Raw genomic sequence first — 13,127 nt, 5'->3', positions numbered from 1 at the left:
TTACCGGCAGGGCTGCAAGCTTTCCTCGTCAGGGACCCCGCCATGAACCGTCCGCGCCTTCTCCTCGCGCTCGCGCTCTCCACGCTCGCCATGCCGGCCGCGGCGCAGCAGCAGTCGGAGAGCTACAAATTCCTCTCCGCGATCGAGAAGGAGGACGGCAAGGAGGTCACGACGATGATCGAGACGCCCGGCAGCACGATCATCAACACCAAGGCGGTGACCACCGGCAAGGGCGCGCTGCACATCCTCGTCGGCCATTCCGGCAGCCTCTACATGCAATATCTGCTGCAGCATAAGGCGGACCCCAACATCCGCGACGGCAAGGGCAATACGCCGCTGATGCTGGCGGCGCTGGCCGGGCGCGAGGATCTGATCGACCTGCTGCTCACCTACAACGCCAACATCAACCTCGCCAACGGATCGGGCCAGACGCCGCTGATCCTCGCGGTCAACGCGCGCAACGAGCCGATCGCGCGCAAGCTGCTCGCCAAGGGCGCCGATCCCGACCAGACCGACAATCTCGCCGGCCTGTCGGCGCGCGCCTATGCGCTGCGCGATTCGCGCAATCCGACGATGATCGCGCTGTTCAAGGACACCCCCAAGAAGACGCGCGCGCAGGTTGCGGGGCCGAAATTCTGATCGGTCGGAAGACCCATCCACCGAATGGCGACCTCGCCCCCTTCGATCCGTCACCCCGGACTTGATCCGGGGTCCCCGCTACGTCCTTTGCGGATGCCGATCGGGAATAAGCGGGACCCCGGGTCAAGCCCGGGGTGACGGGAGAGTGGTCGGGGAACGGCGGGGATATCGAATGTCGATCCCGCCTGGGACATCACCGTTCGTGCTGAGCCTGTCGAAGCACGATGGGGCTCACCGCCCTCAGCCTTGCAGCCCCAGCAACCGCGCCACCTCGCCGAAGTCGGACGCCACCGCATCGACGCCGAGCGCGCGCAGCCGCGCGTCATGGCCGACGCCGCAATGCGTCCCCGCGCACAGGCCGATGACATAGCCGCCCGACGCCACCGCACCGGTCGCGCCGACCGGCGAATCCTCCAGGATCGCGCAATCGGCGATGTCGACGCCGATCGCCTTGGCGCCATACCAATAGAGATCGGGCGCCGGCTTGCCCTTCGCGACATGCTCGCGGCCGCTGTAGATATGGTCGCCGAACGCATCCGACAGGCCGATATGATCGAGATGACGGCGGATCCACGCGGTCGGGCTGGACGACACCACCGCGCGTGGCAGATCCGCGGGCAGCGACCGGACGAACGCCACGGCACCGGCAACCGCGTCGATCCCCTCGGCCATCGCGCGCGCGTCCTCCGCCTGGCGCGCGGCGGTGAAGCTTTCGGGCAGCGGCCCGCCGATCCAACCCTCGACCGCGGCACGGAAGTCGGCGCCGGCCAGTCCCATGAAATTGGCCATCGACTGTTCCGGCGTCGTGGGATGCCCCGCGGCGCTCAGCCATTCGGCGATCTGCCGGTTCCCGGCATATTCGCTCTCGATCAGCACCCCGTCGAAGTCGAACAACAGGCCTTTGCAGTTCATGCCTTGTCTCCCCGTACGCCGAACAAGGCGCTGCCCACCCGCACGTGCGTCGCGCCGAGCGTCACCGCCGTCTCGTAATCCGACGACATGCCCATGCTGAGCCCCGCCAGCCCCGCCTCGCGCGCCAGCTTGGCGAGCAACGCGAAATAAGGCGCTGGCTCGACCTCGGCGGGCGGGATGCACATCAACCCGACCACCGGCAGCGCCGCGGCGCGCGCGCGATCGAGCAGCGCCGGCAGATCGGCGATCGCACAGCCGCCCTTCTGCTCCTCGGCACCGATATTGACCTGCAGGAAGCAATCGGGCCGCCGCCCGGTCTTCGCCATCGCCTTGCCGAGCGCGTCGACCAGCGACGGCCGGTCGACCGCATGGATCGCATCGAACAGCGCCACCGCCTCCTCCGCCTTGTTCGACTGGAGCTGCCCGATCAGGTGGAGCGCGACGCCGGGATAGGCGTCGCGCAGCGCCGGCCATTTGGCGGCGGCCTCCTGCACCCGGTTCTCACCGAACACGCGCTGGCCCGCGTCGAGCAGCGGCCGGATCGTCTCGGCGTCGTGCGTCTTGGAGACGGCGATGAGCGTGACGTCGGCGGGTTCGCGGCCCGCGAGGCGGGCGGCGTGCGCGATGCCGGCGGTGACGTGGTCGAGCGGGCTGGTAGCGGCGGTCATGCGCGCCCTATAGCGGCGTGGTGGCCAATCTGAACCGCAATATCGATCCGCGCCGCCACGCCTGGCTGATGACCGATCCGCGGATCGACGAGGCATTGTTCGCGACGCTGCGCGCCCTGCCACCCGGTGCGGGCGTGGTGTTCCGGCATTACGGTCTGTCGCGGGGCGAGCGGCACCGGCTGTTCCTCAAGGTGCGGCGGCTGGCGCAGGCGCGCAGGTTGCGGATCACCGCGGGCGGCGCGCTACCCGGCGCGCCGGCGCATGGCGGAGCGCGGGCGGCGACCTACCCGGTCCATGATCGGCGGCAGGCGGTCGCGGCGAAGCGGGCGGGGGCGACGTGGCTGTTCGTCTCGCCGGTCCATGCGACGCGGTCGCATCCCGGGGCGGCGCCACTCGGCCTGCGACGGGCCGTGGCTCTGGCGCAGGGCGGCCGGCGGATCGCATTGGGCGGAATGACCGCGGCACGCTGGCTCAGGTTGCGGCGGTACGGATTCGACGGCTGGGCGGCGATCGACGGGCTGACGGCCCGCTGATCGTCCCGCGCGGATCATGATCGGACCAGCCCGGTCCGATCATGCATCAGGTCAGAAGCGGAACGCCGTCCCGACGTAGACCGACTGGCTGTCGCGCCGGTCGTCGTCGAGCCGCGCCAGCCGCTCGCGATCCGAGCGATAGCGCATGCCCGCGGTCACATCGAGGTTGCGCGTCAGCGAATAGGAGCTGCTGACGTCGACCGAATAGCTCGGCAGTTCCTGCGTCAGCTTGGGCGTGTTCTCCAGCGGCCGGTCGGCGACCGCGACCAGACGGCTGCTCGCACGACCCGCGCGATAGCTGACCGCGACGTCGGTCGATTCGCGGCTGCCCGGGATCGGCCCCAGATCGATGCGGTTGACCGCGCCGGAGACGGCGAACCGCTTCCAGCCCACCGACACGCCGAGGTTATAGGCGATCGGCTGGATACCCACGGTCGGCGCGGTCACCGCGCTGCTGCGGCCGGCATCGGCGAAGGCGGTACGGGTCGAGCGGGCGCGGACCGCGACGGTCACCGCGCGCTTGTCCTGCTGCGCCTCGGCGGGCGTGAACCGGAAATCGGCCTCGTCGAGGCCACCGCGCGCGATCGCCGCGGCGAGCCGCGGATCGGCGGCGGCCGGGGTGAACGACCCGGCGAAGCGCGACGCGACCGCACGCTTGGCGGGGACGGCGCGTTCGCTGGCGCCGAAGGCAGGCGCGACCATGATAGCGGTAACGCACAGCGTCGCCGTCATCATTCCAGTCACTGCACGCCCTATGGCACGCTTGGCAAACACTAGCAGTCCCCTCGACTCCCGCTGCAACGCGCCTAACACGATTCAGGCCCACACCAATATGGAACCTTGACCGCCCGATGCATCATTTCCCCCGACTGTTGCATTAGTCCCACATATTGCGGCCCCATCGCGCCATGACGCGTCGCTTGCGGCTCCCCCCCTGCATCTATAGAGCGAAAAGCGCCCTTTTTATCGCAGGACAGTTACGCCCATGATCCGCTCGTTGCGCACCGCCCTCATGGTCGCCGCCATTGCGCTGCCGCTCGCCGCTTGCGGCGGCCGCGGTGGCAACGCCGTCGCCAAGACCGACCTCGCCGCGTCGAAGGTGACGACGATCGGCGTCAACGCCTATCTGTGGCGCGCGAGCCTCGACACTCTGTCGTTCATGCCGCTGGTGCAGACCGATTCCAACGGCGGCGTCATCGTCACCGACTGGTACGTCAACCCGCAGGTGCCGACCGAGCGGATGAAGGTCACCGTCTCGATCCTCGATCAGGATCTGCGCGCCGACGCGGTCCGCGTCGCGGCGCTGCGGGAGGTCAACCGCAGCGGCCAGTGGGTCTCCGCCCCCGTCGCCGCGGCGACCACGCAGAAGCTGGAAGACGTCATCCTCACCCGGGCCCGCGATCTGCGCCGCGCGTCCATCGCGGGCTAATCCAGACCATGGTTACGCGTTTCAACGCGCTGCAAGCGGACTCGACCTGGCAGAAGGTCTGGGACGACCGCCAGACCTTTGCCGCCCGCGACGATAGCGGCAAGCCGCAGAGCTACGTGCTCGAGATGTTCCCCTATCCGTCGGGGCGCATCCACATGGGTCACGTCCGCAATTACACGATGGGCGACGTGCTCGCGCGCTTCCGCCGCATGCGCGGCTATGAAGTGCTCCACCCGATGGGCTGGGACGCGTTCGGCATGCCCGCCGAGAATGCGGCGATGGAAAAGCAGGTCCATCCCGGCAATTGGACGCGCGAGAATATCGCGACGATGAAGGCGCAGCTGAAACGGCTCGGCTTCGCGCTCGACTGGAGCCGCGAACTCGCCACCTGCGAGCCCGATTATTACGGCCATGAACAGGCGCTGTTCCTCGACATGTTCGCCGCCGGGCTGGTCTATCGCAAGGAATCGGCGGTCAATTGGGACCCGGTCGACATGACCGTGCTCGCCAACGAACAGGTGATCGACGGGCGCGGCTGGCGCTCGGGCGCGCTGGTCGAGAAGCGCAAGCTCAGCCAGTGGTTCCTCAAGATCACCGACTTCGCCGACGAGCTGATCGAAGGCCTCGGCAAGCTCGACCATTGGCCCGACAAGGTCAAGCTGATGCAGGAAAACTGGATCGGCAAGAGCCAGGGGCTGACGTTCGGCTTCGCGGTCTCGGACGGCGGCACGGTCGAGGTCTTCTCCACCCGCCCCGACACGATCTTCGGCGCGAGCTTCGTCGCGGTCGCCGCGGATCACCCGATCGCGCAGGGCATCGCCGAACGGCCCGAGGTCGCGGCATTCATCGAGCGCTGCAAGCAGGGCGGCACCACCGCCGCCGAGCTGGAGACGCAGGAGAAGCTCGGCTTCGACACCGGCCTCACCGCCGCGCATCCGTTCGACGCAACCCGCCGGTTGCCGATCTACATCGCCAATTTCGTGCTGATGGATTACGGCACCGGCGCGGTGATGGGTGTCCCCGCGCACGACCAGCGCGACCTCGACTTCGCGCGCAAATACGACATTCCCGTCCAGCGCGTCGTCTCCGACGGCGACCAGACCGATCCCGTCTTCACCGGCGACGAAGCCTATACCGGCCCCGGCGCCTTGGTGAATTCGCACTTTCTCGACGGCATGGACATCGAGGACGCCAAGCGCGAGGTCATCCGCCGCGCCGAAGCGGGCGGCTGGGGCAAGGGCTCGACCGTCTATCGCCTGCGCGACTGGGGCGTCAGCCGCCAGCGATATTGGGGCACGCCGATCCCGATCATCCATTGCGGGACGTGCGGCGTACAGCCGGTGCCCAAGGACCAGCTTCCCGTCGTGCTGCCCGAGGACGTGTCCTTCGCCGTTCCCGGCAACCCGCTCGACCGGCACCAGACGTGGAAGCACGTCGATTGCCCGGCATGCGGCAAGCCGGCGGTGCGCGAGACCGACACGCTCGACACCTTCGCCGATTCGTCGTGGTATTTCATCCGCTTCGCCAGCCAGCCCAAGGACCGGCCGTTCGATCGCGCGGTCGCCGAAAGCTGGCTGCCGGTCGGCCAGTATATCGGCGGGGTCGAGCATGCGATCCTCCACCTGCTCTACGCGCGCTTCTGGACGCGCGCGCTCAAGCATATGGGGCAGCTCGATATCGCCGAGCCGTTCACCGGCCTGTTCACCCAAGGCATGGTGACGCACGAGACGTACAAATCGGCGGACAACCGCTGGCTCTCTCCCGATGACGTCCGCGACGGGCTGGAGGTCGCCACCGGCCAGCCGGTCACCGTCGGCCGCGTCGAGAAGATGTCGAAGTCGAAGAAGAACACCGTCGATCCCGAGCCGATCGTCGATCGCTATGGTGCCGATGCGACGCGCTGGTTCATGCTCTCCGATTCGCCGCCCGAACGCGACCTGCCGTGGAGCGAATCGGGGATCGAGGGCGCGTGGCGCTTCATCCAGCGATTGTGGCGGCTGTTCGACGGCGATGACGCCGCTCCCGGCGAGGGTGGCAATGTCGCGCTCGACCGCAAGCTGCACCAGACCATCCTAGGCATCGAACAGGATATCGAGGCGCTCGCCTTCAACAAGGCGGTCGCCAAGCTGTACGAACTGTGCACCGCGATCGAGCGGGCGGAGCCGAGCCCGTCGCGCAACAACGCAATCTATACGCTGATGCTGCTCGTCGCGCCGATGGTCCCCCATGTCGCCGAGGAGGCGTGGGCCGCCAGGGGCTTCGACGGGCTGATCGCCGACGCCGCCTGGCCCGAGGTCGACCCCAAGCTCCTCGTCGAGGACGAGGTGACGATCGCGGTGCAGGTCAACGGCAAGCTGCGCGACACGCTGACCCTGCCCAAGGACATGGCGCGCGAGGAGATCGAGGCGGCGGCGCTCGCCGCCGACAAGATCGCCCGCCTGCTCGACGGCAAGCCCCCCAAGAAGGTGATCGTCGTGCCCGGACGCCTCGTGAACATCGTCGCATGACCAAGGCTCCGATCAGAACCATCCTGCTGCTCGCACCGCTGGCGCTGCTCGTCTCGGGCTGCGGCCTGCGCCCGCTGTACAGCGGCGGGTCGGGCGGCGCGGTCGCCGGTACGCTCGCGCATATCGAAGTAACGCCGATCGACGGCAAATCGGGCTGGCTGATGAGCAATGCGCTGCGCGACCGGCTCGCCGCCGGTGGCACGCCGCAATATCGGCTCGACGTACGGCTCGACGACAAGATCGCCGGCTTCGGCGTTCGCCGCGACGACAGCGTCACCCGCGAACGCCGTACGTTGCGCGCGCGCTTCCAGCTCGTGAACCTCGCCGACGGCAGCGTGCTGCTCGACGACACCGCCGGTTCGGATGCGGGCATCGACGTCGTCCAGTCCGAATATGCGACGATCGCCGCGGAGAATACCGCGCTCGAACGGCTCGCCGGCATCGTCGCCGACCAGATCGTCGCGCGCGTCGCCGTCTACGCGCGCAGCCGCCCGGCGCGATGAAAGCCAACGCGCGCGACATAAGGTCCGCGCTCGAACGCCCTTCGCCCGATATCCGCCTGTATCTGCTGCATGGGCCGGACGGCTCGGCGACCGCCGAACTCGCCGCATTGCTCGCCAAGGCGATGGGACCGGAGGCGGAGCGCGTCGATCTCGACGGGGCGACGCTGCGCTCCGATCCGGCGCGTCTGTCCGACGAAGCCGCGTCGATGTCGCTGTTCGGTGGCGCTCGGCATATCCGCGTTTCGCCGGCCGGCGAAGAATGCCTCGACGCCTTCACCGCGCTGCTCGCGGCGAATCATGCGGGCAACCCGGTGGTTGCGCTTGCCCCCACGGTCAAGTCGACCGCCAAGATCGTCAAGCTGGCGATCGATTCCCGCCGTGCGATGGCCTTCGCCGCCTATGAGCCAAGCGCGGCCGATCTCGAGCGGCTGGCGGCAGCGATGGCGCGCGACCAGGGCCTGCGCCCGACCAACACCGCCGCGGCGCGGCTCGCGGCGACCTGCGGCGGCGATCGCGCGGTGCTGGCGCGCGAGATCGAGAAACTCGCGCTGTTCCTCGATGCCGCCCCCGATCGCCCGCACGACCTCGACGACGCCGCACTCGACGCGATCGGTGCCGACCTCGGCGAGGCGGAGATGACGCAGGTGGTCGAGGCGGTCGTCACCGGCCACACCGCGGCGCTCGGTGCCGAACTCGGCCGCCTCAGCGAGGCCGGCACCTCCCCCATCCCCTGGCTGCGCCTGCTCGCCCGCCGGCTGATGACGCTCGCCGAGATGAAGGCGGAGATCGACGCCGGCGCAACGCAGGACACCGTCTTCAAACGCCACCGCATCTTCTTCAAGGAGGAAGCCGCCACCGGCCAGGCGCTGCGCCGCTGGACCCCGGCGATGCTCAGTACCGCCCTTACCCGAGTCCGCCACACCGAACGCGCGATCATGGCGAGCGGTAACGCCGGCAGCGTGCTGGCCGACCATGCGCTGACCGAACTGACGCGGGGCGTCGAACGCCGCGGTTAGTGCGCGCGATACATCCTACCGCAGCACGCGCCCGAACAACGCCAGCGCCCAGCCCGTGGCCGCGACGAACAACGCCGGATCGTAGCGCGGCCCCTCGTCGCGCAGGAAGGCATGCTGTCCGTCGACCTCATGCCATTCATAGCGCGCGCCGACCGCCTCCAGCCGCGCCCGGATCGTCTCGCGCCCGGCGAACGGCACATGCGGGTCCTGCCGCCCGAACACGAACAGCGTCTCGGCGCGCAAATCCGCCATCCGCGCGAGGCTGTCGTCCGACCGCCCCTCGCCCAGCGTCCCCGAATGGATATCGGTCGGATAGAATAACGCCGCTGCGCTCACCCGCGGATCGAGCGCCGCGCGATAGGCGAGATGCCCGCCGAGACACACGCCGACCGTCCCCAGCCGCCCCGAACAGGCGGCATGCCCGGCAAGCGCATCCAGCACCAACGTCGCATCGGCGTCGAACCCCGCCACCGGCTTGGTGAACTTCAGGTCGTTGCCCCGCGCCGTCCCCTCGGCATCGTAGCGCAGCACCGTCCCCGGCGCCTCATAATCGTGATAGACCTCTGGCACCGCAACGACATAGCCATGGCCCGCGAAGAACGCCGCCAGCCGCCGGATGGGATCGGTGACCTGGTAGATTTCCGAATAGAGCACCAGCCCTGGAAACCGCCCCTCCCCCGCGGGCCGGAACCAATGCACCCGCATCGTCCCGCCCGCCGCGGTCGGCAGATCGTCATATTCGTCGCTGCGCAGGATCATCAGATCGAATCCCCGGTCAGCCGCTGACAGACCATGTCGAGCTGATCGAGCGTCGAATAGGTCAGCGTAATCGTCCCGCCCTTCTCGCTATGCGCGACGCGGACGTGCAGGCCGAGCAGGTCGGACAATTGCCGCTCCAGCGCCGCGATATCCGCATCCGGCGCGGGCGCCTGCGAACGTTCGCGATTGCCCCCTGCCCGCTCCGGCTTGGCGCCCTTGGCGAGCTTCTCGGTCTCGCGCACCGACAGGCCACGCGCCACCACCTGTTCGGCGAGCATCTCGACGTCGCGCGATCCCAGCAAGGCACGCGCATGGCCCATCGACAGCGAGCCGTCGGTCACCCGATCCTGCACCGCCTCGGGCAGTTCCAGCAGCCGCAACAGATTGGCGACGTGGCTGCGCGACTTGTGGACGATCTTGGCGAGCGCCTCCTGCGTGTGGCCATATTCGCCCGCCAACCGTTGATAGGCCTGCGCCTCTTCGATCGCATTGAGGTCCTGGCGCTGGATATTCTCGATCAGCGCGATTTCGAGCGTCTGCGCATCGTCGAAGTCGCGGACGACGACGGGCACCTCGTGCAGCCGGGCACGCTGCGCCGCCCGCCAACGCCGCTCCCCCGCGACGATCTGATAGTCATGGCCATGCGGCCGCACGACGATCGGCTGGATCAACCCGCGCGACGCGATCGACGCCGCCAGCTCGTCGAGCAGCGCATCGTCGAAATGCCGTCGCGGCTGGCCGGGATGCGGGGTCAGCGCGCTGACCGGCAGCATCCGCACGCCGGAGGGCACCTTACCCTCCGTACCGGGGCTGACCGGTGCCTCGCTCGCCATCTCGCCGAGCAGCGCGCTCAGCCCGCGGCCGAGCCCCGCGGGCCGGCTGCGCTTCGCCGCATCGCTCATGCCGCCGCCGCAGTCGCCGGCGTCTGCGGCAGACGCGCGATCAGCTCGCGCGCGAGATCGATATAGGCCTGCGACCCCGAACAGCGATAATCGTAGATCAGCGCCGGCAGACCATGGCTCGGCGCCTCGGACAGGCGGACGTTGCGCGGGATCACCGTATCGAACACCACCTGCCCCAATACCGCACGCACGTCGGCCGACACCTGCTCGGTCAGCCGGTTGCGGCGATCGTACATCGTCAGCGCGACGCCGAGGATCGCGAGGCCCGGATTGAACCGCTCGCGGATACGCTCCACCGTGGTCAGCAATTGCGACAGCCCCTCCAGCGCGAAGAATTCGCATTGCAGCGGCACCAGCAATTTGTCCGCGGCGACCATCGCGTTGATCGTCAGCAATCCCAGCGACGGCGGGCAGTCGATCAGCACGATGTCCCAGCGATCCTTGGTCTGCGCGAGCGCGCGATCGAGACGATGCGTGCGGTGCTCGAACTCGACCAGTTCGATTTCCGCTCCCGACAGATCCTGCGTCGCCGGCACCAGATCGAGCCGCGGCACCTTGGTGGTGATCACCGTCTCGCCGATCTCGGCCTCGCCGATCAGCACATGATAGCTCGACCGGCCGCGTTGCGCCTGGCTGATGCCGAGGCCGGTCGAGGCATTACCCTGGGGGTCTAGGTCGATCAGCAGCACGGTCTTGCCCGTCGCCGACAAAGCGGTGGCGAGGTTGATCGCACTGGTGGTCTTGCCCACGCCGCCCTTCTGGTTGGCCACCGCAATACAGGTCATCGCGCGCGTCCTTGGTTGCGATCCACGATCAGGATCGAGGATTGAGGATCGGTCAAACTATGTTCCACGTGAAACACTCTGGTCCGGTCACGCTGTAGGCGGGCCAATTCTTCGGCCTCGATCCGTCCGCGGGGGAGGATCCAGCGTGTTGCCGGTGTGGCGCAATGCTCCGCCGCTTGCAAAAGCTTTTCGACCGAGGCGACCGCACGCGCCGAGATTGTCGCGAACCGCCCGTCGATCGCCTCGACTTTCGCCGTCACCACGTTGGCGTGACGCAGCCCGAGTTGCTCGACGCACGCCTCAAGGAACGCCGCCCGCTTCTTGCGTGGTTCGACCATCGTGACCGGATCGGCACGGAGGATCGCCACGATCATTCCGGGGAAACCACCACCCGTCCCGATGTCGAGCCAGCTCCCGCCGGATTGTTTCACGTGGAACAATAGCTGTGCGGAGTCGACGGCGTGCCTGGCCCAGATCGCCGCGACGCTCGCAGGCGAGATCAAATTCTGGTGTTCATTCTCCTGCCGGACAAGTTCGAGAAACGCACCGACCTGCGCCGTCTTGTCCTCGCCAAACCGCTCGACAAACCACTCCCGTGCCTCGTCCTCCGTCATGCCGCCCGCCGTTGTGCATAGAGATAGATCGCCGACAGCGCCGCCGGCGTCACGCCGCGCACCCGCGCCGCCGCCCCGAGCGACGCCGGTCGCGCCTTACCGAGCCGATCGATCATCTCGTTCGACAATCCGGGGATCGCCGCATAATCCAGCTCCGCCGCCAAAGGCACCGCCTCTTCGCGGCGCATCCGCGCGACCTCCTCCGCCTGGCGTTCGATATACGGCGCGTAGCGCGCATCCTCGATCACCTCATCGACGATCGCCGCGGGTGCCATCCGCCGTACCTCAGGGGCGACCCGATCGAGATCGAGCTCCGCCATGCGCAGCCATTCGTACAGGCTGCGGCGGCTGCCATCCTGCGCGACGTGCACACCGGCCGCCGCAATCCCCGCCGCGGTGACCGTCTGCGTCAGCGCCGCCCGCACCGCCACCCGCGCATCCGCACGCCGCCGCTGGTGCGCCAGCCGCTCGTCACCCAGGCACCCCAGCGCCTCCGCAACCGGCCCCAACCGCGTCTCGGCATTATCGGCGCGCAGCGACAAACGATATTCCGCGCGCGCAGTGAGCATCCGATAGGGTTCGGTGACGCCCTGCAGCACGAGATCGTCGATCATCACGCCGGTATAGCTCGACGCGCGATCGAGCACGCAGGGCGCCAGATCGCAGGCAGCGGCCGCTGCGTTGAGCCCCGCAACGAGCCCCTGCCCCGCCGCCTCCTCATAGCCAGTCGTCCCGTTGAGCTGCCCCGCGCAATAGACGCCGGGGATCGCCGCCAGCGCCAGCGTCGCGTCGAGCGCGCGCGGATCGAGATAATCATATTCCACCGCATAGCCCGGCATCGTGATCCGCGCGCGCTCCAGGCCGGCGATACTGCGGATCATCGCGTCCTGCACGTCCGTCGGCAGCGAGGTCGACAGGCCGTTCGGGTAGACAATGGCGTCATCCAGCCCCTCGGGTTCGAGGAACACCTGATGACCGTCGCGGTCGCCGAAGCGATGCACCTTGTCCTCGATCGACGGACAATAACGCGGGCCCTGCCCCTCGATCGCGCCGCCGAACAGCGGCGAGCGATCGAGCCCGCCGCGGATCAGGTCGTGCGTCGCCGCATTCGTCCGCGTCACCGCGCAGGCGATCTGCGGGAGCAACCGATGCTCGGTCATCGGCGACATCGTCCACGGTTCGACGTCCGATCGTTGCTCCTCGAGCCGCCCCCAATCGATCGTCCGCCCGTCGAGCCGCGGTGGCGTCCCGGTCTTCAGCCGGCTGAGCGGCAGCGCCAGCGCGCGCAATTGCTCGGCGAGCTTGCGTGCCGGCCGCTCGCCGATCCGTCCGCCTTCGTGACGCTCGTCGCCACGGAACATGCGCCCGCCGAGGAACGTCCCCGTCGCGAGCACGACCGTGCGGCCGGCGACGCGGCTGTCGTCCGCCAGCACCACGCCGTCGACCCGCGTGCCGTTCAGGCTAAGCGCCTCGACATCGCCCTCCGCGATCGTCAGCGTCGGCAGCGCCGCGAGCATGTGCTGGATCGCCGCGGCATAGCGCCGCCGATCGGCCTGCACCCGCGGACCCTGTACGGCCGCTCCCTTACTGCGATTGAGCATCCGATAATGGATCGCTGCGGCATCGGCAGCGCGGCCGATGAGCCCATCAAAGGCATCGACTTCGCGAACGATATGGCCTTTGCCGAGCCCGCCGATGGCGGGATTGCACGACATCGCGCCGATCAGGCGCCGGTCGTGACTGAGGAGAAGGGTCCGCGCACCCCGCCGCGCAGCGGCAGCAGCGGCTTCGGTTCCGGCGTGTCCACCGCCAACGACGATCACGTCATACATGCGATCCGCCTATGCGAGCGGAGGCGCG

The 13,127-nt window shown here is 68.5% G+C and carries 14 protein-coding genes; 6 read left to right on the top strand and 8 right to left on the bottom strand.

Annotated features, from left to right (window positions below):
* Nucleotides 1–42 precede the first annotated feature (42 nt).
* Nucleotides 43–639 carry an ankyrin repeat domain-containing protein gene (locus tag ACLBWH_RS05135; RefSeq protein ID WP_322848234.1) on the top strand — a complete coding sequence of 199 codons (597 nt, stop codon included), beginning with the start codon at nucleotides 43–45 and terminating at the stop codon, nucleotides 637–639.
* A 240-nt stretch (nucleotides 640–879) separates the two neighbouring features.
* Here ACLBWH_RS05135 and ACLBWH_RS05130 read toward each other — a convergent pair whose 3' ends face one another.
* Entirely contained in the window at nucleotides 880–1,551 is a 672-nt protein-coding gene (locus ACLBWH_RS05130; protein ID WP_447797244.1) for an HAD family hydrolase, read from the bottom strand.
* Complete coding sequence (locus tag ACLBWH_RS05125; protein WP_447797242.1) at nucleotides 1,548–2,219, bottom strand: YggS family pyridoxal phosphate-dependent enzyme; 672 nt, start codon at nucleotides 2,217–2,219, stop codon at nucleotides 1,548–1,550. Before ACLBWH_RS05125 ends, ACLBWH_RS05130 begins: the two co-directional genes overlap by 4 nt.
* 20 nt (nucleotides 2,220–2,239) lie before the next feature.
* Between ACLBWH_RS05125 and ACLBWH_RS05120 the strand changes: the two genes are divergently transcribed.
* Nucleotides 2,240–2,752 carry a thiamine phosphate synthase gene (locus ACLBWH_RS05120; protein ID WP_322848237.1) on the top strand — a complete coding sequence of 171 codons (513 nt, stop codon included), beginning with the start codon at nucleotides 2,240–2,242 and terminating at the stop codon, nucleotides 2,750–2,752.
* Nucleotides 2,753–2,803: 51 nt separating this feature from the next.
* Here ACLBWH_RS05120 and ACLBWH_RS05115 read toward each other — a convergent pair whose 3' ends face one another.
* Nucleotides 2,804–3,454: a hypothetical protein gene (locus tag ACLBWH_RS05115; RefSeq protein WP_322848238.1), complete on the bottom strand. Its 651-nt coding sequence runs from the start codon at nucleotides 3,452–3,454 to the stop codon at nucleotides 2,804–2,806.
* A gap of 283 nt (nucleotides 3,455–3,737) precedes the next feature.
* On the opposite strand from ACLBWH_RS05115, the gene ACLBWH_RS05110 reads away from it, so the two are divergent.
* Genes ACLBWH_RS05110 through holA form a run of 4 tightly spaced genes read left to right on the top strand, consistent with a single transcriptional unit; the run spans nucleotide 3,738 to nucleotide 8,207 of the window.
* Nucleotides 3,738–4,181 carry a DUF3576 domain-containing protein gene (locus tag ACLBWH_RS05110; RefSeq protein ID WP_322848239.1) on the top strand — a complete coding sequence of 148 codons (444 nt, stop codon included), beginning with the start codon at nucleotides 3,738–3,740 and terminating at the stop codon, nucleotides 4,179–4,181.
* 8 nt (nucleotides 4,182–4,189) lie between these two features.
* Complete coding sequence (gene leuS / locus ACLBWH_RS05105) at nucleotides 4,190–6,688, top strand: leucine--tRNA ligase (protein WP_447797240.1); 2,499 nt, start codon at nucleotides 4,190–4,192, stop codon at nucleotides 6,686–6,688.
* Nucleotides 6,685–7,191, top strand: coding sequence for an LPS assembly lipoprotein LptE (gene lptE / locus ACLBWH_RS05100; protein ID WP_447797238.1), 507 nt, complete (start codon nucleotides 6,685–6,687; stop codon nucleotides 7,189–7,191). Before leuS ends, lptE begins: the two co-directional genes overlap by 4 nt.
* Complete coding sequence (holA, locus tag ACLBWH_RS05095) at nucleotides 7,188–8,207, top strand: DNA polymerase III subunit delta (protein ID WP_447797237.1); 1,020 nt, start codon at nucleotides 7,188–7,190, stop codon at nucleotides 8,205–8,207. Before lptE ends, holA begins: the two co-directional genes overlap by 4 nt.
* Before the next feature lie 15 nt (nucleotides 8,208–8,222).
* Here holA and ACLBWH_RS05090 read toward each other — a convergent pair whose 3' ends face one another.
* From ACLBWH_RS05090 to mnmG, 5 genes are read right to left on the bottom strand one after another with little or no spacing between them, the layout of a single operon-like run.
* A complete protein-coding gene (locus ACLBWH_RS05090) occupies nucleotides 8,223–8,966 on the bottom strand; it encodes a dienelactone hydrolase family protein (protein WP_447797235.1) in 744 nt (247 codons plus the stop codon).
* Nucleotides 8,966–9,868 (bottom strand): ParB/RepB/Spo0J family partition protein, encoded by a 903-nt coding sequence (locus ACLBWH_RS05085; RefSeq protein WP_447797234.1) that lies wholly within the window; start codon nucleotides 9,866–9,868, stop codon nucleotides 8,966–8,968. The genes ACLBWH_RS05090 and ACLBWH_RS05085 overlap by 1 nt, the downstream gene beginning before the upstream one ends.
* A complete protein-coding gene (locus ACLBWH_RS05080) occupies nucleotides 9,865–10,653 on the bottom strand; it encodes a ParA family protein (RefSeq protein ID WP_322848245.1) in 789 nt (262 codons plus the stop codon). The genes ACLBWH_RS05085 and ACLBWH_RS05080 overlap by 4 nt, the downstream gene beginning before the upstream one ends.
* On the bottom strand, nucleotides 10,650–11,267 hold the full coding sequence (gene rsmG / locus ACLBWH_RS05075; RefSeq protein WP_447797231.1) for a 16S rRNA (guanine(527)-N(7))-methyltransferase RsmG: 618 nt from the start codon (nucleotides 11,265–11,267) through the stop codon (nucleotides 10,650–10,652). The genes ACLBWH_RS05080 and rsmG overlap by 4 nt, the downstream gene beginning before the upstream one ends.
* Entirely contained in the window at nucleotides 11,264–13,099 is a 1,836-nt protein-coding gene (gene mnmG, locus ACLBWH_RS05070; protein WP_447797229.1) for a tRNA uridine-5-carboxymethylaminomethyl(34) synthesis enzyme MnmG, read from the bottom strand. The genes rsmG and mnmG overlap by 4 nt, the downstream gene beginning before the upstream one ends.
* Between the last annotated feature and the right edge of the window lie 28 nt (nucleotides 13,100–13,127).

The organism is Sphingomonas sp. M6A6_1c (genome assembly GCF_053345135.1).
Note: the sequence above shows the minus strand (reverse complement) of the source record. Positions and strands in the feature narration are given on the sequence as shown.